The organism is Actinocrispum wychmicini, assembly GCF_004345645.1.
Taxonomy (GTDB): Bacteria; Actinomycetota; Actinomycetes; order Mycobacteriales; family Pseudonocardiaceae; genus Kibdelosporangium; species Kibdelosporangium wychmicini.
Genome location: NZ_SLWS01000021.1, coordinates 62,854 through 86,146 on the forward strand (window position 1 = coordinate 62,854; position 23,293 = coordinate 86,146).

General features: G+C 68.3%; 15 protein-coding genes. 10 read left to right on the plus strand and 5 right to left on the minus strand.

What is annotated here, in order from left to right:
• Positions 1–33: 33 nt before the first annotated feature.
• Positions 34–1,473, minus strand: coding sequence for an FAD-dependent monooxygenase (locus tag EV192_RS51655; protein WP_132126181.1), 1,440 nt, complete (start codon positions 1,471–1,473; stop codon positions 34–36).
• 117 nt (positions 1,474–1,590) lie between these two features.
• Here EV192_RS51655 and EV192_RS51660 point away from each other — a divergent pair, with 117 nt between their 5' ends.
• Both EV192_RS51660 and EV192_RS51665 read left to right on the plus strand, forming a co-directional pair.
• Positions 1,591–2,556: an Lrp/AsnC family transcriptional regulator gene (locus EV192_RS51660; protein ID WP_132126182.1), complete on the plus strand. Its 966-nt coding sequence runs from the start codon at positions 1,591–1,593 to the stop codon at positions 2,554–2,556.
• Positions 2,557–3,073: 517 nt separating this feature from the next.
• Positions 3,074–3,940 (plus strand): carbohydrate-binding protein, encoded by an 867-nt coding sequence (locus EV192_RS51665; protein ID WP_132126183.1) that lies wholly within the window; start codon positions 3,074–3,076, stop codon positions 3,938–3,940.
• A 43-nt stretch (positions 3,941–3,983) separates the two neighbouring features.
• On the opposite strand, the gene EV192_RS51670 is transcribed toward EV192_RS51665, so the two are convergent.
• On the minus strand, positions 3,984–5,012 hold the full coding sequence (locus EV192_RS51670; RefSeq protein WP_132126184.1) for a helix-turn-helix transcriptional regulator: 1,029 nt from the start codon (positions 5,010–5,012) through the stop codon (positions 3,984–3,986).
• A 140-nt stretch (positions 5,013–5,152) separates the two neighbouring features.
• Between EV192_RS51670 and EV192_RS51675 the strand changes: the two genes are divergently transcribed.
• Positions 5,153–6,115 (plus strand): LuxR C-terminal-related transcriptional regulator, encoded by a 963-nt coding sequence (locus EV192_RS51675; RefSeq protein ID WP_132126185.1) that lies wholly within the window; start codon positions 5,153–5,155, stop codon positions 6,113–6,115.
• Between the two features lie 2 nt (positions 6,116–6,117).
• On the opposite strand, the gene EV192_RS51680 is transcribed toward EV192_RS51675, so the two are convergent.
• A complete protein-coding gene (locus EV192_RS51680) occupies positions 6,118–7,026 on the minus strand; it encodes a hypothetical protein (RefSeq protein WP_132126186.1) in 909 nt (302 codons plus the stop codon).
• A 173-nt stretch (positions 7,027–7,199) separates the two neighbouring features.
• Here EV192_RS51680 and EV192_RS51685 point away from each other — a divergent pair, with 173 nt between their 5' ends.
• The 4 genes from EV192_RS51685 to EV192_RS51700 all read left to right on the plus strand — a co-directional run bounded on the left by EV192_RS51685 (position 7,200) and on the right by EV192_RS51700 (position 10,032).
• Positions 7,200–7,976: a hypothetical protein gene (locus tag EV192_RS51685; protein WP_132126187.1), complete on the plus strand. Its 777-nt coding sequence runs from the start codon at positions 7,200–7,202 to the stop codon at positions 7,974–7,976.
• Between the two features lie 102 nt (positions 7,977–8,078).
• The gene (locus EV192_RS51690) at positions 8,079–8,765 is read left to right on the plus strand and encodes an SUKH-4 family immunity protein (RefSeq protein WP_132126188.1); all 687 of its coding nucleotides are present in this window, start codon (positions 8,079–8,081) and stop codon (positions 8,763–8,765) included.
• Positions 8,766–8,855: 90 nt separating this feature from the next.
• Entirely contained in the window at positions 8,856–9,479 is a 624-nt protein-coding gene (locus EV192_RS51695) for a VOC family protein (protein ID WP_132126189.1), read from the plus strand.
• 115 nt (positions 9,480–9,594) lie between these two features.
• A complete protein-coding gene (locus EV192_RS51700) occupies positions 9,595–10,032 on the plus strand; it encodes an iron chaperone (protein WP_132126190.1) in 438 nt (145 codons plus the stop codon).
• On the opposite strand, the gene EV192_RS51705 is transcribed toward EV192_RS51700, so the two are convergent.
• Both EV192_RS51705 and EV192_RS51710 read right to left on the minus strand, forming a co-directional pair.
• Positions 9,917–11,560 (minus strand): serine/threonine-protein kinase, encoded by a 1,644-nt coding sequence (locus EV192_RS51705; protein ID WP_279496284.1) that lies wholly within the window; start codon positions 11,558–11,560, stop codon positions 9,917–9,919. The genes EV192_RS51700 and EV192_RS51705 overlap by 116 nt on opposite strands.
• Positions 11,561–11,760: 200 nt before the next feature.
• Positions 11,761–12,780 (minus strand): class I SAM-dependent methyltransferase, encoded by a 1,020-nt coding sequence (locus EV192_RS51710; protein WP_132126191.1) that lies wholly within the window; start codon positions 12,778–12,780, stop codon positions 11,761–11,763.
• 297 nt (positions 12,781–13,077) lie between these two features.
• Between EV192_RS51710 and EV192_RS51715 the strand changes: the two genes are divergently transcribed.
• Genes EV192_RS51715 through EV192_RS51725 form a run of 3 tightly spaced genes read left to right on the plus strand, consistent with a single transcriptional unit; the run spans position 13,078 to position 23,274 of the window.
• Complete coding sequence (locus EV192_RS51715; RefSeq protein WP_165961044.1) at positions 13,078–14,775, plus strand: non-ribosomal peptide synthetase; 1,698 nt, start codon at positions 13,078–13,080, stop codon at positions 14,773–14,775.
• The gene (locus tag EV192_RS51720; RefSeq protein WP_132126193.1) at positions 14,768–16,720 is read left to right on the plus strand and encodes a beta-ketoacyl synthase N-terminal-like domain-containing protein; all 1,953 of its coding nucleotides are present in this window, start codon (positions 14,768–14,770) and stop codon (positions 16,718–16,720) included. Before EV192_RS51715 ends, EV192_RS51720 begins: the two co-directional genes overlap by 8 nt.
• Positions 16,717–23,274, plus strand: coding sequence for a non-ribosomal peptide synthetase (locus tag EV192_RS51725; RefSeq protein ID WP_132126194.1), 6,558 nt, complete (start codon positions 16,717–16,719; stop codon positions 23,272–23,274). The genes EV192_RS51720 and EV192_RS51725 overlap by 4 nt, the downstream gene beginning before the upstream one ends.
• Positions 23,275–23,293 lie beyond the last annotated feature (19 nt).

The window sequence follows — 23,293 nt, forward strand, 5'->3', positions numbered from 1 at the left end:
GTGATACGTGTTCGGGTTACACGACAACAAAGTTCAGCGGGGTTCGCCGAACCAGCGGCCGAGTGCCGGTTCCAGGTCGTTCGGACTGCCGGCCCAGCACACGTAGCCGTCCGGCCGGATGAGCATCGGCTCGGTGTCAGCGCCCGCGCCGATGCGGTCCACCCGGTCCGACCAGAGGTCGGCGACCTTGGCGAACCTGTCCGCCGGGTCGATCAGCACACCGCGTCCGGACCGCAGCAGTTCGTGCACCCGGGCCGAGCCGAGATCCCGATCCGGCGAAGGACGGCCGACGAGTGGATGCGCCTCGGTGCCTGGCATCGCGTAGCGGATGGCCATCCCGGACATCATGTCGGCGAGATGACGTTGAACGTCCGGCAGTTGTGCCATGGCCGCGAAGAGTTCCCTGGCGGCCGTCACGTCGGGGTCGCGGGTGCCCGCCCAGTCCATCAGCAGGCTCTGCGCCTGGACGTTGCGCAGCACGGCGGCGCCGGCCGGGTGCCGTTCGGTGTGGTACGTGTCGAGCAGGTTCTCGGGGGCCCAGCCGTGCACGGCGGCGCCGAGTTTCCAGCCGAGATTGAGCGCGTCCTGCATCCCGGTGTTCATGCCTTGCGCGCCAAGGGGAAGGTGGATGTGGGCGGCGTCACCGGCCAGGAATACTTGTCCGTGCCGGTAGTGCGCGACTTGCCGTGCCGCGTTGGTGATCCGGCGGGCGTAGCGCAGTTCGAGCAGTTCCACCCGCGACCCGAACACGGCGCGCAGGCCGTCGCGGATCTCGTCCTCGGTCACCGGGGCGTCCCTGGACAGCGACCGGCCTCGTCCGCCGAGGGCGAGCCGACGCAGCGGGCGGCCCTGCGGATCGGTGCCGAGCGGGAACACGTGCGCCCAGCACCCGTCCGCGCCCTTGGTGTGGGTGTTCACCTTTTCGTCGGTGCTCAACCGGACGTCGGCGGCGACCGCGGTCATCGTGCCCGGACGGCCTGGGAAATCCACCCGCAGCAGCTTGCGCACCGTGCTGTGCGCGCCGTCGGCGGCGACGAGGTAGCGGGTCCGGACGGTGGTGCCGTTGGCGAAGGTCGCGGTGACTCCGTCGCCGTCCTGGTCCAGGCCGACCAGTTCGTGGTCTCGGCGGACGTGGATGCCTTGTGCGGCAAGGTGTTGTTCGAGGAAGCCCTCGATTGTCACCTGCGGCACGGACCGCCACGGCAGGCGGTGGCGGGTGGGGTCGAACGGCAGCGGGATACCGGCGAAGTGGCCGTTGGTGACGGGATACTCCCCCGTGGCCAGCAACGGTTGCAGCAGGCCGCGCTGGTCAAGGGCTTCCAGCGTGCGGGACTGCATGCCGCCGGCCCTGGACAGTTCGCTGCGCCGCGGCAACCTGTCGACCAGCACGGTCGACCCCCCCGCCACCAGCAGTTCGTTGGCCAACGTCAGCCCGGTCGGGCCCGCGCCGACGATGAGCACGTCGGTGTCCATGTTCTCTCCCCTGGGTTTGTGTCGATCGGGACGAGAGCAACGCTGCGCCTGTCGACGCGACTAGAGGGCGCACAGAACTGATCGCGTCGGTATCCGACACCGGCTACGCTTGAACGGGTGGAATCCGACTACGACGAGCTGGATCGTCGGCTCGTGCGCGCCCTGCAGATCGACGGCCGGGCCCCGTTCAGCACGATTGCCCAGGTGCTGGGGGTGTCGGATCGCACCATTGCCCGCCGGTACGCCAAGTTGAGGTCCACCGGTGCGGTGCGAGTGATCGGTGGGGTCGACCCGACGGCGTTGGGCGCGGTGCGGTGGTTCCTGCGGGTGCGCTGCGCGCCCACCGTTTCGGTCCCGGTCGCCGAGGCGCTGGCCCGCCGCCCGGACACGTCCTGGGTGAGCCTCACCTCCGGCGGCACCGAGATCACCTGCACGGTCCGCACCGAGAACGAGGCCGACAGCGAGGCCCTGCTGTTGGCCAAGCTGCCCCGCACCCCACGCGTCGAAGGGGTGACCGCACACTCCGTACTGCACGCCTTCTACGGCGGATCCGACAGTCTCATCGCCAAACTCGGCTCACTGGACGAAGCAGCGATCGAACGGCTGCGCCCACCCCCAATCCCACACCGACCAGGCCCGGTGCGACTCGACGACGGCGACCGCAAACTACTCGCCGCCCTGGCCACCGACGGTCGCACCGAGATCGAGCAGCTGGCCGCGATGACCGGCTGGTCGCCGACAACGGTCCGGCGCCGGATGACACAGCTGCGCGAACACGGCGTGCTGTACCTGGACATCGACGTCGACGGAAACCTGTTCGGCCTCGGCACCCGAACCCTGCTCTGGCTCTCGGTCGCTCCCGCGCACCTGGAGCAGACCGGCGCGGCCCTGGCCGAACACCCCGAGATCGCGTTCGCCGCCGCCACAACCGGCCCGACCAACCTGTACGCGAGCGTGGTCTGCGCGAACCAAAGAGAGCTGTACCACTACCTGACCACCCGCATCGCGGCGCTGCCCGCGATCACGCACATCGAGACGGCACCGGTGATCAGAACCGTCAAACAAGCCGCGAACCAAACATAGCGACGAACGTCATCACCCGCAGCCGCTGATCCACAGCGTAGCAGCGTCGACGCTATCAACCAGTACACGAAGGCGCGTTCAGCGCCAACGTCGTAGCGCCATATGCGCCTTGCTCGGCGACCGCGCCGGGTTGGCCACCTTCAGACATGTCGGGTTTCCGCCTGGTTGTGGAGCTTCCGGCCGCGCTGAGTCCGCCCTCAGCATGAGCAGCATGACGTTGCCTGACAAGGGCGGCGGGACGTCCTCCGGTATGCGATGTACCGGGCGCAACCCGACTTCACCGTCCGTCTTCCCCGCAGCTCGGACCAGGGCCGACAGTCGGCTCTGACCAGCGCGTCCCTGCGGGGACGGCCCCACGTTCGTCGCCCAGGGAACCACCGGCGTACCCACCCCTGCTGAAAGTTCGCCACCTGGAGGGCACCTCACCATGAGAATTTCGAGTCATACCAGTCGTTTCCGCGCTACCCGTCGCTTTGGCCTCGGGTTGCTGGTCGCCTGTCTGAGCATCGCCACCGCGGTGTCCGCATCCGCGACGACCGGCCGTGGCGTCGACCCGGCAACCGCCCCGGACAGTGGGCACAGCGTGGCCGGTGCGGTCTACGGAGACGCGGCCGCGCGCCGCGCCGACACGGCCGCCGACCATTTCCGGACGTCGCACCAGCGTATGGTCGACTCGATCACGGACGCCCAGCCCCAGCTGGCGCGGCAGATCCACAACTGGTGGGGCACTTTTCCCAACGGCGACCGCGTCAGCACGGGCCTGATGGCCACCCAGAGCGTCGACCCGAGCCTGCGGCTGACCAGCCGCAACGACTTCCTCTACACGCCAACCATGAAGCCCGCCAACGGTTCCTGCATCGAAGTCGTCACCGTGCACACGTCCGGCACCCCGCAGGTGTGGGCGTGGGACTGGTGCCGCACGGTCGGGCCGGCCGTCGAACTCGACGTCACCTCGTCGTTCTTGAGCAAGTACACCACCACGGTGCACGGCTTGCCCGCGTACACAGTGCGCAACGTCAAGACGGGCGCGTCGAACAACACGTGGACCGCGTCGCTGTTCAACGTCACGACCAACAGCTGGGACACGCTGTTCACCAGTTCCGGCACCGACCAGTCCAAGCTCGCCTACGGCTGGAGCATGTTCGAGTTCTACTCGGACGTGACGTCGTCCGGCCAGGTCGCGCTGTGCCGCGACATCGCCCGTCTCAGCTTCGAGAGCAGCAGCATCCAGGTCCAGCTGAACGGCACGTGGACGGCGGCGACCGGCGGCAACTCCAAGTGGATGCCCTCGGCGGCACCGGACCCGAGGAGCTACGGCTGTACGCCGCTCGCCTTCCACATCGTGAACAACAACGCCGACTGGGTGGTCAACCAGACCCCCTGATCGACTGATCCGCTTGGGGCCGTGCCGCCCGGCCCCAAGCGAATCAGGTGCCGGTGAGCTCGTCCGAGGTCGGCCAGCCTGGAGCGCGGCGGGCCAGTTGCATGCCGGCCTGGAACCGGTTCTGCGCACCCAGCCGGTCCATCAGCTCGCTCACCCGGCGCTGCACCGTTCTTGGCGAGACACCAAGCTGGCGGGCGATCGCGTTGTCGGTCAGCCCGGCCGCGAGCAGTGTGACGATCGGCCCATGATCGGGGCGTTCGGTCCACGACGTGACCGCGGCCGTGTCGGGTAACGGCACCGCGCGCGACCACTGCAACTCGAAGTTGGCGACGAGGCCGTCGAGCAGCGTGGACGGCCTGATCGACAGCGCGCTGTCCAACTCGCCGCCGGACACGACCGGCATCAGTCCCCAGCGGTTGTCGGCGATGGCCAGCTTGAACGGCACGGACGGGCTGATCCGAGCCTGCTCACCCGCCCGCACCAGGTGCTGCACCTCGGTGAACACCTCGATCGGCAGCACCGACGAATGCTCGTAGATGACCCGCACGGACACCCCGCGCAACAGCATCGGGATCTCGGTGTCCGGGTCGTAGCGCTGCACGTGCGGCGGCTTGTCCAGCAGGAGCAGCCGCTCCTGGGTGCCTGCCTGTAGCCGCTGCCAGCGCTCCCGGATCGCCTGCGTCCCCCAGATCACCTCCACCACCGAGGTGTCGCCGCGGGCGGCCGTGGCGTGGTGGTAGGCGGCCATGATCTCGTTGACCTGCGCACGCAGGTCCCTGATCTGCTCCTCCTGATCCAGCAGCAGGTTCTGCAGCATCGCGTCCGGCGCCACCGCGACCCACGCCAAAGCCGGACCACACGACGGCACCGCGAGGCCGTGCGCCTGCAGCGCACCGAGCGCCCGCAGCACAACGGCGGTGGTCAACCCACAGGCGTCGGCCAACCCACTCGGCTCCGCCCGTCCCCACTGGCACAGCTGCCGGTAGACATCGAGCTGAACCGTGGTCATCCCCAGGCGCGCGAGCAGGTCGAGTCTTGAATACCCCGGCTCGTCACCATCCGTCGCCCGCATGTCACCACTATCCGCTACCTGACCGATCAAGTCCGCGTCCACAGATAACCGTTCAGCGGGCGCTCAATCGTCTCTTGTGGACGGTCGGGCGACGCCCTCCCGGCTACACTGGGTCGCTGCGCTGCCCACGGGGAGGATTCATGAGAACGGGCTTGACCAGTGTGCTCTCTGAGTCGGCCGCCGAACTCTACGAACGCCTGATCGCCAGCGGTGGGCTGTCCCTGAGTGACCATCCGGACCTGCCTGGCAGCGCCGCGGCCCGGGAACTGATCGACAAGGGGTTCGCCCGGGAACGCTACGTGGATCGGCCGAAGATCGTGCCGGTGGAGCCGATCAGTGCCGTGGACAACGCGATTCTGACCAAGCAGTGGCAGATTCTCGACCAGTACCAGGCGTTGTTGCGGCTGCGGGACGAGATGCAGGCACTGCAACGGATCTACCTGTCGGCAACGGTCGCCGAAGAGCCGCGGGACCTGGTCCGGATCCTCACCGATCCGGACGAGATCGGGGCGTTGTCGGTGGAGCTGTGCCTGTCCGCCCAGCACGAGGTGGCCAGCCTGGAGACCGGCTATTTCAGCCGGCCACCGGATCCGCGGTCCGCGCGAGGAGTGCCGGCGGAGGTGCTGGAGCGCGGTGTGCGGTTCCGCAACATCTACGCCCAGGCCGCGCTGGAGGTCCCCGGCGCGGCCGACATGCTCCGGATATCGCGGGAGGCCGGCTGGCAGTGCCGGGTATACCCGCGGCTACCCATGAGAATGGTGCTCGTCGACGAACGCGCGGCGTTGCTGCCCCTCGCACGCACCGGCGTGGAAGGCGCCCTGCTCGTCCGCGCCCCCGTGATCACCGCGGCATTGCGGACCTACTTCGAGCTGCTCTGGAACCGCGCGATATCCCTGGACGTCAACCCGGCCAAGGTCTCCCCGGAACAGGACCAGGTCCTGCGGCTGGTGCTGACCGGCATGACGGACACCGCCATCGCACGTCACCTCGGAGTGAGCGAACGCACCGTACGCCGACATATCCAGGCCCTCCTCGCGGCACTCGGCGTGACCAACCGGATCACCCTCGCCGTCGCCGCCATCCGCGAAGGCTGGGCCGACTGAACTCACTCCTGCCACTCCCACGGACTGCATCGGGGGAACGAATGCCCTGATGAGATCGCATCGATCGGGCGGATCTGAGGCGGCCTCGTGGCGTCGCCGTCGACCGGCACGAGCACGCTGCTGAAGTGCCCGGACACCTGCCCGGTCAGCTTGCCCGGCCGGCCGGCGCAGTCTCCCGGCAAGAACTGCAGAACGTCCCCACCGGGAACCACCCCGAGCAACGTTTGTCGGTCACGGGCGAAGCTCTGCAGGTCGGGCAGTCTCCCGGTGGCGAGCCACACGTCGTCGTACCGGGTACCGGACGAACTCGGGTCGCGCCAAACCCCGAAGGCCATGCCGCGCTCGATTCCGATGGCGTAGCCGTCCTGTGTCACCGCGATGATGTCCGGTCCTTCGAACATCCTGAACAGGTTCCCCATCTCGGAAACCCCGGTGCCGCCCGTGGTCCAGCCGGTGTGCCGCAAGGTGCGGACCGGTCCGTGGAAGTCACCGAGTTCCAGGTAGCCCGGGGCACCGGCGAACACCACGTCGTGCCGCCAGTCGATCGAGGCGGCGACGCGCACCGGTCGGCTCAGCGCCGCGCCAGGAGCGTTCTGCCGTCGCCACCACAGCTCGCCGGTCGCAGACACCGCGTACAGGATGACCGCGTTGTGGTCGTACATTCCGAAGATCTTGGAATACACCCGCCAATCCGCGGTGTCGACCTCGGCGGTCGCACCGAGCGAGGGTGTTTCCCCCGGGCAGGACTGGATCTGCACCAGGTGCCCGGTTCCGGCATCGACCGCGAACACCCGTGCGCTGCCGGCACATGGGGGAACGGTGGCCGCCGCCGGCGGTGACGCGATTCCGCCCAATGCGAGCACCGCCACATATCCAGCGACAATCTTCCGGATACGGCCCCATCTGATCATTCCGGATCCCTTTCGACGAGTCACGCGCCCACATTAGGGACCAACGCGCCGCGCCGGCCGACCGAATGTGGCCACTGGCCTGATCCGGTCACGCCCGTGCCGCCCGAACTGTGCAAAATAGCGAAGCGTCACCGTGAATGTTCGCAAATCCACAAAACGATCGGTGGACCTCCATGTCTCGATTACGAAAGCTGACCGTTTCCCTGGTGCTCGGTGCGACGATCATCGCGTCGACCGCGACGCCGGCGATGGCGGCGCCGCAAACCGACCGAACAGCAGGGGCGAGACCGGCGGCGACCCAGACGATCGCCGTCGACCCGATGACAATCGCCGAGGCGGCCAAAGCCGCCTACGACCTGTACAAGATGTTCGCCGGCGGCGGGCTCACCCTGGAGGACGCGACCCACCGGATCCTGGCCGCCATTCAACAGGCCAGGGACGCCATCATCCACCACATCGACGCCGTCGCCGCCGCGAACGTCCAAGCCTGCGCGCGAAGTGCGGTCGTCGACTTTCCGAACTTCCAGATCCTCACACCGGACAACAAACAGACGTTCGCACTCAACGCCACGTCCTGCGTGATCCTCGGGGACACCCTCCTCAACACGCTTGTCGACAAGGGCGCCATCGACCAGCTCGGATTCGCGCTCAACGCGGTCGGCCCCATCGCGCTCATCACCCGCAGCTGGGTCCATTTCACCAACGCCGGCATCCCGCCGATTCTCACCCATTCCAACCAGGTCGTCTACAACCAGATCAAGCCGGTCTGCGGCTCGTTCCGGGAACCCGGCAACCCCACTTCCCCCGTCTGGGCGTGCACCGCCTACAACGGAGACTATTCCGACATGCCACTCCGCCTGCCCCACGACACTGTCATCGATGAAGCCGCCTACCGGACGAGTTGGCTGGTAGCGAAAGCGGTGCTGCCCGTGTTACCGCTGCTCAGCTGAGCAATCGTCCAGGCCGGGAGCGGGCGTTGGCAGCACGGTCCTCCTCCCAACGCTCGCTCCCACCCACGGTCCGCTGGTACGCCAGGGCCTATCATCGCCCTGGTGTCCGGCGATGAATCCGTGCCAGTGGTGACCGAACGGCTGACCGCGGTGATGGCCGCCGGGCTGGACGAACTCGTCGCCGACGATCACCGGATACGGCTGCCGACGCAGGCGGCGCGGCGATGGGATATTCCCGGTCATGGCCAGATCGCGTTGTCGCGCTGGGGGTTGCCGGTGGATCAGTTGCTGGTCCCCGGGTTTCAGTCGGAAACGCACCCAATCCTCGTGCCGAACGTGGCCGGGGAGAACGAACGCCGGGTGATCGCCCCACACCAGCGGCTGTACGTCATCGGCCGGTGGGGCAGGCATGAGTCGGCTGCCAAGATCGGTGCTGTGGCCGGCGATGGTCGCGTACTGGCTCTCTGGGACTCGCCGCTCGCGGTCGACGATGTGCATCCCGATTTGGCTGAGCACTATCGGGACCTCTACCGGCCCGCGGTGGAGTTCGTCAACTCGTCGGTCGCCCAGTTCGTCGAGTGCTGTTGGCGGTGGCGGGCCGCGGTCGAGGTCCTGGTGGCCGATCTCGAAGCCTACGATCCGACATGGCCGACGGAAGCCGCTCTCGCACACTGTGACCTGCACGAATCCGGGAAGCAGATCGTGATGGACCAATTCAGGCAGATCGATCCAGGGATCGATGGACCGGCAACGATATGGGGCGAGACCGTGCTCGACGAACTCGTCTGAACCTGGCCAGATGACGGAACCCGGGTGCTGCACGAGACCGGTCAGGAATCAAGAAGCGCTGGTCAGCGGGCCGCGCCTAGCGTTACCGACATGACCTCAATCGACACCATCACCCTCGAGGTGGCCGACCTCGCAGCCGCCGAACGCTTCTACACCGAGGCCTTCGGGCTGGACGCCCAGCTGCGGGTGCGGGCCTCGCAGGAGCCGACCACCGGCTTCCGGGGATTCACCATGTCGCTCACGGTGTCCCAGCCGGCGGACGTCAACGCCCTGATCGACGCGGCTCTCCAAGCCGGGGCGACCTCGGTCAAGCCCGTCACGAAGTCGTTGTGGGGCTACGGCGGGGTTGTGCGGGCCCCGGACGGGACCATCTGGAAGGTCGCCACCTCGGCGAAGAAGGACACCGGCCCGGCCACCCGGCGGATCGACCGGATCGTGCTCCTGCTCGGCGTCGCCAACGTGGCCGCGAGCAAGCAGTTCTACGTTGACCGGGGCCTGGCTGTGGGCAAGAGCTTCGGCCGGGTGTACGTGGAGTTCGCCGGGTCCGGCGCGGTCACCCTGGCCCTGTACCGGCGCAAGGCTCTCGCCAAGGACGCCGGCGTCTCCCCCGACGGCACCGGGTCGCACCGGATCGCGGTCGGCGGCGGGACCGAACCGTTCACCGACCCGGACGGGTTCGCCTGGGAGAACACCTCGAAGGCGGCGCTGTCCTGATGTGCCACCGCTACCCACCCGACATGGTCGCCGAGCTCACCCGACGCAACACCGAGCCCCCGGCCGACCCACCACCCGACGTCGACGAAACCAAGATCCTTGAGGGGAGCCGGCGATGAGCCGCACATACGAAGGATTCACGGCCGAAGAGCGGGCCGCGATGAAGACCCACGCCGCAGAGGTACGGAAGGAAGCCCGCGCCGGCTCGCGTGCGGACAAAGCGGCCGAGGCGGTGCGGGACGTCCTGGCGAAGATCGCCGAGATGCCCACCTCCGACCGGATCATGGCCGAGCGCGTCCACGCCGTCGTCACCGCCAACGCCCCGATGCTGGCGCCGAAGCTCTGGTACGGCATGCCCGCCTACGCCCTGGACGGCAAGATCGTCTGCTTCTTCCAGAACGCGGACAAGTTCAAGGCGCGCTACGCCACCTTCGGCTTCAACGACCTGGCGGAGCTGGACGAAGGCACGATGTGGGCGACCAGCTTCGCCCTGACCGAGGTGACCGCCGAGGTGGAGGAGCGCCTCGCCGCCCTCGTGCGGCAATGGTGGTGAGCACTTCCGCGGCGTGGGATCCAGCTTCTCGGACGCCGTCACGGAGCGACGCGAGCTGGTACTCGCTCGCCTTCGGGCACGCCTCGGGTGGGGTGTCCTGCGGCGCTGCGGCGCTGCGCAGGCTGGGGGTCAAGCTGATGTCGGTGATCTTCCAGGTTCCGTCGGCGCGTCCCACGGTGATCAGTACTTCGCCGAGGGTCCCGCTGGGAGCGTCGTTGTTCGCTCGCACGGCGGTCTGGCTGACCGCGGCCAGGACCTTCGCCTCGGTGGCGCTGACCTCGGCCGGCGCCATCGCCGTCACCCGGCTGGTCACCCCGCCTTGCCGCTGCGGAGCCTGCTCCTTCACGGCCTTCATCAGCGACTCGTACTGGGTACGCGCCTGACCGGTGAGCAGTTCCTGGGCCGCCGCGTCCGTGGCGGCCAGATTCTTGGCGTCGTAGGTGAACAGTCGCTCGACTGCCTTGGTGGTCAGCCCGGTCACCTCGGTGGTCAAGGCCCGATCCACCAGAGCCACATTCGCCGGCGGGGTGGTCGGGCAGGGAAGACTCGCACCGGTGCCCTCGCGGGGACGCAACAGCAGGTAGCCGCCGACCCCGAGCGCGGCGACCACCACGAAGACGACCGCCGTCCACACCACGGCACGACCCCGAGGCGCCGGCGGTCGAGATACGCGAGTGACCGGCGTTGTCGGCCCTGGGACGTTCTGCCTCGCGAGCTCGACCTGGGCGTCCAGCTGCCGGAAAGCGTCCGACGCGGTGAGCCGACCTGCCACACCGCCCTCGCGGGTCAGCAACCCGCTGATCGTCGCCGCCAGCGCGCCCGTGCAGAGTCTGAACTGGGGGTTCTCGTACAGCACCGCGTGCAGTGTCTGGCCTGAGCTCGGCCGCTCGAAGGGCGCCTGCCCTTCGATGGCGAAGTACAGGGTCGCGCCCAGCGACCACAGGTCCGAGGCCGGCGACGGACGGCCGCCCAGGAACAGCTCCGGTGCCATGTACCCGGGCGTCCCCATTGTCCCGCTCTGGGTCAGCCGGGGATCGTCGGTGGCGTGCGCGATGCCGAAGTCGGCCAGCTTCACCCGGTCGCCCGGAAGCACCATGATGTTGCTGGGCTTGACATCGCGGTGCACGATCCCGGCGGCGTGCGCCTTCCCCAACGCGGACAGGGCCTGCCGCCCGATGTCCGCGACCCGCGCCGCCGGCAACGGACCGTCGCGGGCCACCAACCCGGCCAGTGTCGGTGCCTCCACCAGCTCCATCACGATGAAGATGGCGTCCGGGTGGGGCAGCACGTCGTGCACTGTCACGATCCCCGGGTCGTTCAGCCGTCCGGCGGTACGCGCCTCGCGCAGCACCCGCTCGGTGACCACCGCCCGTTCGTCATCGGACAGCCCACCGGGAAACCGGACCTCCTTCACCGCGACCTGGCGGCCGATCACCCCGTCCTGGGCCCGCCACACCACACCCATGCCACCACGGCCCAACTCCCCGACAATGGCATACCTGCCAGCGACCACCCGCGCACCAGTCACGATGGTCACTCTAGTGTCCCGCGCCGGAAGTCCGGTGCCTTTGTTCGGCGGATCCGGGTTTCCGCTGGGCGCGGCCGGAAGGGGCTTGTACCGGGTTGTACCAGTGCCTTTCGGCCGTGCGGCCAGCGGGAAGCTGGGCCGTCGAGAAAGGTATCGGACTTCCGGCGCGGGACACTAGTGCGGCGGACCCCAGGGCCGGGTTACTTCGTGGCCAGGAACAGCCGTCCGGTCGGAAATGCCAGTTCGACCGCGCGCACCGAGGAGAAACCGGCGGCACGGAGTTTGCCGATCCATTCTTCCTCGGTCAGCGGGCGGCGTTTCATGAACTGCCGGTGGTAGTAGGTGACAATCGCGCTGAACCGGCGTTCGCGCTCGTTGCGCAGATACGGCACGATCTCGGTGATCGCCATCAGGCCGTTGTCCCGCAGTGCTTCCCGGCAGTTCTCCAGCACTTTGTGGGCGATGTCCGCCTCGGTGGGGAACATGTCGTGGAAGACGTATCCGGCGTGGATCACGTCGGCCCCGGCCAGCATGGCCGGGTCGTCCGCGACCGACTGGATCGAGCGTTCGACGACGTCCAGCCGGTCGCCGACGCCGGCCCGGTCCGCGCAACGCTCCGCCTCACGGCACGCGTACGGGTCCATGTCCAGGCCGACCGCCCTGACGCCGGGCACGTTCTGGAGCACCTCGATGAGCAGCCGGCAGGTGCCCGCGCCGAGATCCACCGCCAGCGCGGGCTTCATCTCGACCATTGTGGACAGAATCGCCGGGTAGAACGCCTTCGAGCCCATCCACGCCGAGCTGACCGCGACCTTGCGGCCGTCCCGCAGGTCGATGCCGGAGCCGCGGTCCAGGTCGGTGAGGAACTCGCGGGCGTTGTCGATGAACGGCCGGTTGGCGTTCATGGTCCACGAGATGAACCCGGCCTGGTGCTGGATCACGTCGAAGTCGTCGGCGGCGCGGAAGGAGCCCGCGCCGACCGGTTGGATGATGTCCGCCGACTCCAGTGCCTCGAGGTAGCCGGCGACGCTGACCTCGGGCAGGCCGGCGGCTGCCGCGAGCGAGCCGGCCGTGAACTCGTCGCCGGACTCGATCGGCGCGAGCAGCCCGGCCTGGTCACCGATCTCGAGCAGGGCGACGGCGGCGGCGAGCCGCGGCGCGTCACCGCCGGCCGCGCATTCCGCTTCGAAGTCGTGCGCGATGCCGTTCTTGGGTGTCATCACACCATTTCCCCAATTCCCCCCAGCCCACGTGCTTCCATCCGGATACCGCGAGCCGAAAGGGGACGACAGGTAACGTCGTCGTGATTCCCTGGGCACCCCCCAGCGCTTGTTTCTTTCGTACCACAGCCCGAGTTGGACCGGCAAGCGCGCTTCCGCGCTTGCCAAACCGGCCGTGTTCGGCGATACACTCGGAAGCGGAGCTGGGGATGTAGGCACGCGAACAGAGGGGACAGCGTGCGCGTATCCTCCGTTGCCCAAACGGTTGCCCATACGGTTGCCCACACAGTGCACCGAGTGGCCGCCGAACGACCAGAAACCCTTGCCGCGGCGGACGATTCCGGCCAGCTCAGCTACCGCGAGCTCGACGTGGCCGCCGGCCGGCTCGCCGCCCGCCTGCGTGCCGAAGGAGTCGACCACGGCGACATGGTCGCCGTCGTGCTCGACCGCGGCGTCGACCTGGTCGTCGCCCAGGTGGCCATCCTGCGGGCGGGCGCGACGATCGTGCCGTTGGACCCGGTGAATCCCCCGGCCCGGCTGGGTCGGATGCTCGATCGGGCGGCCCCTCGGGCGATCATCACCGGCCACCCGGACCGATTGCCCACAACGGACACACGCGTGCTGACGGCGGACTGGCCGCCGGGGGAAACCCTCGAACCCGTTCCGGTCCATCCGGACCAGTTGGCCTACGTGACCTACACTTCCGGCTCCACCGGTGAGCCGAAGGGAGTGATGATCACCCATCGGTCGCTCACCGCCACCGTGGCGTGGTCCCGCGATCTCCTCGGGCTCCAGCCGGCCGACCGAAACGGAATGACGGCCTCACCGGGGTTCGACGTGAGCGTCCTGGACACGTTCACCGCCCTGACTGCCGGCGCCAGCGTGCACGCCCCGGACGGCGCCCTGCTCACGTCGCCCGCGGATCTGCGGAACTGGCTGCGGGACAAGGAGATCACCGTCACATTCCTGCCGACACCGGTGGCCGAGCCCCTGCTCGAAGTGGACTGGGAACCGGACTGCCCGTTGCGGCTGCTCCAAGTCGGCGGCGCGGTTCTGCACCGGCATCCGCGCGATGCGGTGCCGTTCCAGGTACTGAACCTGTACGGCGTCACGGAAGTAGGTGTCTGGAGCACCGGTGGGCTCGTCGAACCGGGCCTGACCGGCACGCCGTCGGTCGGCCGGCCGGTCGACGGGGCCGAAGTGCTTGTCCTGGACGGCGAAGTGTTCCTGGGAGGCGTCGGGGTCGCCCGTGGGTACCTTGGCCGGCCTGGGTTGACGGCCGACCGGTTCGTTCCGCATCCGTCGGTGCCCGGCGCGCGGCTGTACCGCACCGGTGACCGGGCCGCGTGGGGACCTGGCGGCGAGCTGGAGTTCACCGGCCGAACCGACCACCAGGTCCAGGGCAGCGGCGGCGTCCGGATCGAACTTGGCGAGATCGAGGCCGCGCTGGTCACGTATCCCGCCGTCGGCCAGGCAGCCGTCACCGTCCACGAAGGACGGATCGTCGGATACGTCACGGGCGAGGTCGACGTGGACGAGTTGCGCGCGCACGTGGCCGACCAGCTGCCGAGATACATGGTTCCCGACGACTTCGTTGTCCTGGAGCGGTTTCCGCTCACCCCGACCGGCAAAATCGACCGGATGGGCCTGCCGGCGCCCAAAGGCCGCACCTCGTCGGCCCCGTTCGAACCACCGAGCACCCCGCTGCAACGGCAGCTGGCGCGGATCTGGCAGGACGTGCTCGGCGTCGACCGGGTCAGCGTCCACGACAGCTTCTTCGACATCGGCGGCAACTCGATGTCCCTGGTCCGTGTCTTCGGCCACCTGACGACGATCGCGTCGCACGAGGTCACGCTGGTCGAGCTGTACCAGTTCCCGACCATCGCCGGGTTCGCCGAGCACCTGGAGGCGACAACGGAAGCGCAGGCGCCGCAACGCAACCGCGACAATCGGGCCCGACTGCGTCGTACGCGGCTGGAGGAAAGCCGTGGCTGACCGGGACACGCACATCGCGGTGATCGGCATGGCCGGCCGGTTCGCGGGCGCGCCGGACCTGGACACGTTCTGGCACACCATCGTCAACGGCATCTCGACCGTGCGGGAGCTGGCGCCGGACGAGTTGCTCGGCGAGGACCCAGCGCGCATGGCAGATCCGGCATACGTGCGCCGGTTCGGGAAGCTCGACCGCGCCGAGTGGTTCGACGCCGACTTCTTCGGCTACGCGCCGGTTGACGCGATGCTCACCGATCCACAGCAACGGATCTTCCTCGAATGCTGCTGGCAGGCGATGGAGGACGCGGGCTACCCGCCCACCGCGACGGACAGCGTCGTTGGGGTGTACGCCGGGTGTGGGCAGTCACGGTACTGGACGCTCGTCGGCCCGCAGCTGCACCGCTTCCCTGGGCTGGACGACGTCCGGCTGGGGATGGTCACCGGCGCGGACCACCTGTGCCTGCGCGTGTCCCACAAACTCGGGCTGACCGGACCGAGCATGACAGTGCTGACGACGTGTTCGTCCTCACTGGTGGCCGCCCATCAGGCATGCCAGGCACTGCTGGTCGGCGACTGTGACATGGCGCTCGCGGGCGGTGTGGCGGTCCGGACGCCGGCGTGGGGCTCGATGGCGAGAACCGGCAACGTGTTGTCCCCCGACGGGGTGTGCCGCGCGTTCGACGCCGAGGCCAACGGCACAGTGTTCGGCGACGGCGCCGGTGTGGTCGTCCTGAAACGGTTCGACGACGCCGTTGCCGACGGTGACCACATCCACGCGGTGATCCGTGGGTCCGCGGTGAACAACGACGGCCAGGACCGGATCGGGTACGGCGCGCCGGGTGTGTCGGGGCAGGTCGCGGTCATCAAGTCCGCCATGGCCGCGGCCGAAGTCACCGCCGACATGGTCGACTATGTGGAGTCGCACGGCACTGGAACGCAAGTGGGCGACCCGATCGAGGTCACCGCGCTGAACCAGGCCATGGGTTCCACCGGCTCGACCGTACTGGGCACGCTCAAGCCGAACATCGGCCACACCGACGCCGCCTCCGGGATCGCCGGCCTGCTCAAGGTGATTCTCGCGCTGCGCCACCGCGTGCTGCCGCCAAGCATCCACTTCGCCAGTCCGAACCCGACAGTCGACTTCGGCCGGTTCACCGTGATCACCCAGCCCAAGGACTGGTCGGGACACGACCGGATCGCGGGGGTCAGCTCGTTCGGGATCGGTGCGACGAACGCTCACGTCGTGGTGGAAGAAGCACCGGCTCGGGCGGCTGGCGTGCCGATGCCGCAACGGTTGCTGGTGATCTCGGCGAAGACCGCCGCCGCACTCGACCAGGCCACCAGAGATCTCGCCGACCACCTTGCCGCACATCCGGACCAGGACATGGACGACATCGCCTACACCTTGCAGACGGGCCGGGTGGAGTTCCCGTATCGCAGGTACGCTGTCGTGACGGGACATTCCGACGCGGCAAGTAAGTTGACCGATGGTCCAGTTGTCCCGCCGGTACACCGGCGTGGCGAGTTCAGCGGTGCCACGGACCTGGCCCAGGTCGGCGAGGAATGGCTGTCCGGTGCGGTGATCCCGTGGCACGACCTGCCCGCCGGGCGGCGGCGGAAAGTGCCGCTGCCCACTTATCCGTTCCAGCGGGGGCGGTACATCGTCGAACCAGTCGAGACTCAACGGCCCCAGATGGTGGCCGCGCCGGCCGGCCATGACGCGGCGGAGACCGTCGCGATGCTGTTCGCGGAGGTACTGCAGACCCCGGAAGTGGCTGACGACGACGACTTCTTCGAGCTCGGCGGCGACTCGCTGACCGCCGTCGGGCTGATCGCCCGAATCGAGGACACCTTCGGCGTGACCCCGGAACTGGCCATGCTGTTCGACCACCCGACGCCGGCCGGTGTCGCGCACGCCGTCCAAGACCTGTTGGAGGACAACGCATGACGAGCGCTTTCCTGTCCTTCGCCCAGCAGCGGCTCTGGTTCCTCGACCAGCTGCTGCCCGGCAGCACCGCGTACCACATCAGCTGGTCGGTGCGGCTGTCCGGGCCGCTGGACCTGGCCGCGTTGCGCTGGAGCCTGCGGCGGGTGGTCGAACGGCACGAGGTCCTTCGCACCAGTTTCCCGGCGGAGTCGGGCGAACCGGTCCAGATGGTCCGGCCGGTCGGCGAGATCCCGTTGCCCGCCAACGACATGAGCGGCGACGACGCGGTCCGCCGGGCGATCGCCGAAGACCTCGCGACTCCGTTCACGATGACGGACACCCCGCCGATCCGGATGACGCTGTACCGGCTGAACGCCGACGAACACGTCCTTTCGGTGATCGTGCACCACATCCTGGTGGACGGCTGGTCGGCCGGGGTGTTCTTCGGCGAACTGGGGCGGCTGTATGCCGCGCGGGTCGCCGAAGAACCGGATCCGTTGGCTCCGTTGCCCATGCAGTACCGCGAGTTCGCGCGCTGGCAACGTGACCAGCTCACCGGAGATCGTCTGGCGAAGACCCTTGACTGGTGGCGCGAGGCGCTCAGCGGCGCGCCGACCGTGCTGGAGCTGCCGAACGACCTGCCCCGGCCGACCGTCCAGACGTTCGCCGGTGCCACGCACCAGATCCCGCTGTCACGTGAGCTCTGGAACGCGATCGCCGGCTGCGCCCGCGCGCACAAGGCGACACCGTTCATGGTGCTGTACGCGGCTTTCGCCGGGCTGCTCAGCCGGGTCACCGGCGCGACCGACCTGGTGATCGGCAGCCCGGTCGCCGGCCGCGGCCGGGCCGAGCACGAGCAGTTGATCGGCATGTTCGCCAACACGTTGCCGCTGCGGGTCGACGCGAGCGGCGACCCGTCGGCGGCGGAGCTGATCGGCCGGGCCAAGGCCACGTCGCTGGCCGCGTTCGCGCGTCCCGACCTGCCGTTCGAGAAGCTCGTGGACGAGCTGCGGCCGGACCGTGTGCTCAGTCACAACCCGCTTGTCCAGGTGATGCTCACGTTGCAGAACACCGCGTCCCGCGAAGCCGCCTCGGGTGGGCTGGGGATCGAGCCGTTCCCGATGGATCTCGAAGCCGCCTTCGTCGACCTGTGGCTGGAAGGCCGTCCACCGTCCACATCGGACTCCGACGCGCTCGCCCGGTTCGTGTACAAGTCCGACCTGTTCACCCCGGCGGCGGTCGCCCGGCTGGCCGACCAGTTCCTGACCGTGCTCGGCCAGGTCACCGCCCAGCCGGCGGCGCGGCTGTCCGAGCTCACTTTGTTGACCGACGCCGAACGCACGCGGCTGGTCGACGTCTTCGGCGCCGCGCCGCTCGATTCCGACGTCCGGACAACACTTTCGGCGATCTTCGAAGAGCAGGCGGAACGCACACCCGACGCGGTCGCGGTCACGTGCGGGGACCGGCAGCTCACCTATTCGCAGCTCAACCGGGCCGCGAACAGGCTGGCGCACAAGCTGCGGGATCTCGGCGTCGGGCCGGAGGTGCTGGTCGGCATCTGCGCGCAGCGGGATCTCGGGCTGATCGTCTCGACGCTGGCGGTGCTCAAGGCCGGCGGCGCGTACGTGCCGCTCGACCCCACCAACCCGCCGGAACGACTCAAGTTCGTCCTCGCGGACACCGACGCGCACATAGTGCTGACCCACGAAGGGCTGCTCGACCGGTTCGGCGCGTACCACGGCGAGATCCTGCTCCTGGACGACCTGCCGGACCGTCCTGAGGACAACCTGCCGGCCCAGTGTGGACCGGACAACCTCGCGTACGTGATCTACACGTCCGGGTCCACCGGCCGGCCCAAGGGCGTGATGATCGCCCACCGGCAGGTCATCCGGCTGATGACCGCGTCGGACGAGCACTTCCGGTTTGACGCCACCGACGTGTGGGCGTTGACCCACTCCCACGCGTTCGACCTGTCGGTGTGGGAGATGTGGGGCGCGTTCACCAAGGGCGGCCGGGTGGTGATCGTCCCGGCCGACACCGCCCGCGACCAGGAAGCGCTGTCCGATCTGCTGCGCGCCGAGCAGGTCACCGTGCTCACCCAGACGCCGCCCGCGTTCCGCGCGCTGCGGACGACTTTGACGGCGCTCGGCCGTTCGTTCCGGGACACGGCCATGCGGACGATCGTGTTCGGTGGTGACACCCTGCACGCGCGCGAACTGGACCAGTGGTTCGACGAGCACGGTGACGTGCGGCCGGCGATGGTGAACATGTACGGGATCACCGAGACCACCGTGCACGTCACCTACAAGCTCGTCCAGGACGCCGACCTGGCCGCGGCGCCGTCGTCGCCGATCGGCCGGCCACTGCCCGACCTCCGTGGGTACGTCCTGGACGAACGGCTGGAGCCGGTGCCCGTCGGGGTGGCCGGCGAGTTGTTCGTCGCCGGTCCAGGCCTCGCCCGGGGCTACCTCAACCGGCCCGGCCTGACCGGGTACCGGTTCGTCCCGGAGCCGTTCAGCGGCCGGCCAGGGGAACGGATGTACCGCACCGGCGACCTGGTGAAGTGGCTGCCGGACGGGAATCTGGAGTTCCTCGGCCGGACCGACCGGCAGGTCAAGATCCGGGGCTACCGGATCGAACCCGGCGAGATCGAGGCGGCCCTGCTGGAGCACCCGATGGTCGGCCAGGCCGTCGTGCTGCCCCGAGCGGGCCAGTTGGTCGCCTATGTCTCCGCCAAAAGTGGTGACGACCTGGTCGAACGGTCCATATCGGCCACTGTGGACGGTTGGGGTGAGGTCTTCGACCTGGCGTACGGCCACCAGACCGACCCGTTCGCCAGCTGGGACTCCAGCTACACCGGCGAGCCGATCGCCCGCGAGGCCATGGCCGGCTGGCTGGAACAGGCCGCCAGGCAGGTCGAGGCCCTGCAGCCGCGGCGGATCCTGGATGTGGGCTGCGGCATGGGCCTGTTCCTGCGACGGCTCGGCCCCGGCTGCGAACGTTACGTCGGCACGGACGTCTCCGCTTCGGCCATCACCGCCGCGCGCAAGCAGGCGGAACTGGCCGGCGTCCAGGCGGAGCTGCGCCAGCAGGCCGCGCACGACCTGACCGGCCTGACCGGCGAACGGTTCGACGTGGTGCTGCTCGACTCGGTCGTCCAGTACTTCCCGTCCGTGGACTACCTGCTGGAGGTGCTCGACGGGCTGGTCGGCCTGGTCGCCCCCGGTGGGGCCTTGTTCGTCGGCGACGTCCGGCACCTGGGATTGTTGGAGGCGTTCCACAGGTCCGTCGCACAGTTCCGGGACGACGACGGCGACCTGCGAACGCGGGTGGACGCGGAGAACGAGCTGCTGGTGGACCCGGAGTTGTTCCGGCGGTTGCCGGGTCGGTTGAGTCGGATCAGTGCCGTGGACATCCGGATGAAACGCGGCTCGTTCGGCACTGAGATGGAACGGTTCCGCTACGACGTCGTGCTCACTGTGGACGGACCGCCACCGGTCTCGTCTGACGTTCTGGCGTGGCAGGGTTCGACGCCGGCGGAGTTCGGGCGCTGGCTGGACGCTCATCATCCGGTGACGGCGGCGGCGAGACACGTTCCCAACGGGCGGATCCTCAGCGATGGCGTGGATCCCGAGGCGTTGGCGGCGGTGGCCGAAGACCGCGGCTACCAGGTCCGGCTGCGGTTCGCCGACGACCCGGTCCGGTTCGGCCTCGATATATCCACCGTGGATATACCAGGTGAGCCCGGGGTGATCGGTGAGCGGGTCGACTGGACCGTGTTCACCAACTTCTGCCTGCGTGACCGGTGGGAGACGGAGATGGTGCCGGCGCTCCGGTCGCATCTTGGCGAGCGCCTGCCTGGTCACATGGTGCCGTCGCGGTTCGTGGTGCTGGACCGGATGCCCCTCAACCGCAGCGGCAAGGTCGACCATGGCGCGCTGCCTGAGCCCCGTGTGACCCGTGCGGACGACTCGTTCGTAGCTCCCCGCACCGAGACTGAACGGCTGTTGGCCAGCATCTGGGCCGAGGTGCTCGGGCTCGAACGGGTCGGCGCCACGGACGACTTCTTCGAGGTCGGCGGCGACTCGCTGCGGAGCGTGCAGGTGGTCGGCAAAGCCAGGCAGGCGGGCCTGACGCTGACCGCACGGCGACTGTTCGAGCATCCGACAATCACCGAACTGGCGGCGGTCGCGGTGCCGATCGTCGCCGCGCCCACCCGGGTGCCGTTGACGCCGGTCCAACGGCTGCTGTCGGCCGATCGGTTCGTCGAGCGGATACCGCTGGTCTCGGCCACTCCCCTGGATCCTGAGCTGCTCCAGGCGGCGATGTCGTTCGTCGCGCGCCGGCATGACGCGTTGCGCCTGACTATGGACGGGGACGAGTGGACGATCGGCGACACCCCAACGATTCATGGTGACCGTCCCGTCCTGACCGTGAACCGGCTGGCGCTGGACGAACACTCCATCGGTGTCGTGGTCAGCGAACTGGACGTCGCGTACCGCCAACTCGCCTCCGGGTCGGCCATTCGCGTGCCTGGCGAGGCGATCAGTTTCTTGGCATGGGCGGCTACCCAGCCGTCACAGCAGGTCTCCCGGGTCAGTCACGGGTTCTCGGACGTGATCGAGATCAGGCCGACGGCCGCCCAGGTGGCCGTCCTGACAGGTGACTTCGCAGCGGCCTACCGGATGTCGCCGACGGAGGCCCTGCTCGCCGCGGTCACACTGCGTATCCGCGGCGAGGGTCTATGGGTGCGCCGCCGGGACGTTGTTGACGGCGTGGGCCGCTTCGACGTGCTCGTGGCCGTGCCGCCCGCGACAGACGAATCCGTGTCTTCGCTCAAGGAAGACCTACGTACCGCTGCGCCGGCTCTTGGCCGGGCGAAAGTGGCCGTGCACTGCGTTGACGTCGTCAACCTTGACGACAGTTTGATCACTGTAGGTGACCATGTCGACCCGATCGATCAGCTGGCCAGCGATGCCGATGTGGTGTTGCGCTGGGATGGCGTCAACGTCCAGATCCTCGTGACGGGTCCGGCGGCGGCGACCGTGGCCGCGGCGGTGGAGCACGGCCTGGCCGAGCTGGCCACCACCAAGCACACCGGCACGTGCACACCGTCGGACTTCCCGTTGGCCGGTCTGGACCAGCCCACGCTGAGCCGGTTGTTCGGCGACGGCAGGGACATCGAGGACGTCTACCCGGTCGGGCCACAGCAGGACTGGATGGTCCATCGCTATCGCGCCCAGGACGACACCAGCCTCTACGGATTCGACCTGACCTGGGTCACCGACGATCTCGACGCCGACGCATGGGCCGAAGCGTGGCAAGTGGTGACCCAACGTCAACCAAACCTGCGGACAGCCGTACTCACCAACGGGGTGCCGCGACCACTTCTGGTGGTGCACCGAGACGTGCCACTCAAGTTCCACATGGAGGACCTGCGCGGGCTCGATCCCGAAGAGCGGGAGCGGCGCTGGGCGGAGTGCGTGGACAAGTTGTACGCGGGTGGATTCGAGCTGAGCGAACCCGGACATTCGCGGCACGTCCTGTTCCGGACCGGCGACCGGTCATACCGATGGACGTGGTTCGTCAGCTACATGCTGTTCGACGGCATCTCATTCTACCGGTCGATGCACGAAGCCGAACTGGCATACCGGGCCATCAAAGAAGGAACCACCGCCTCCCTGCCCGAAGTCGTGCCACACTCCCGATACGTCGAATGGTTCGAACACCAGGACCTCACCCCCACCCTGTCCTACTGGCGAGAACGACTCCACGGCTTCACAGCGCGAACACCCCTGGCCTTGCGACTCGGCGCCGACCTGACCGCACCCCAACGTCCACAACGGACAGGCCGGTTCACCATGCTGTCCCGCAAAGACAGCACATCCCTACGAGTCAACGCCCGAAAACACCGCCTGACCCTCTTCGGCCTGGTGTCCGCAGCCTGGTCCCTGGTGCTGCACAACGTAACCGGCGACACCGATGTCCTGTACGGCAACGTAACCGCCGGCCGCCCAGACGAAATCCCCGGCGGCGACAAACTGATCGGCTACTGCAACCTACAAATGCCAGCCCGCGTCACTGTCGACCCAACCAAACCCCTCCTGCATTGGCTGCGTGAACTGCAAGCAACCCAACTGGACGACCGAGCCAACCAATGGGCCCCACTACGCCGAATCAAAGAAGTCAGCGAAGTGCCCCCAGACACCGACCTCTACGAGTCGTGCATGTTCTTCATGGACGGCCCCCTCCGCGCAGCACCACCCTCAGAGTCATGGCGCCGAGTAATCGGCGGAACAAACACCGAGCACCTGATCCGCTTCGTAGTAGGCCCCATCGACGAAATAGCCCTGACCCTCGTCTACAACCAAGGCACCTTCGCCGACACAACCATGGAAACATTGCTACGCAAACTCTGCGCCGCCCTCATGGCAATGACCGGCCCCCTCAACGGCACCGTCCACGACGTACTCTCCGCGATGGCAACCCCACCCGACATCACAGTCCTGCCCAGGGAGGCCCAACTGGCATTCTTCTCGTCCTACGGCCAGTCCCCCGACATCTCCGCCGGCTGACCGCCAGAATTCGTCACCG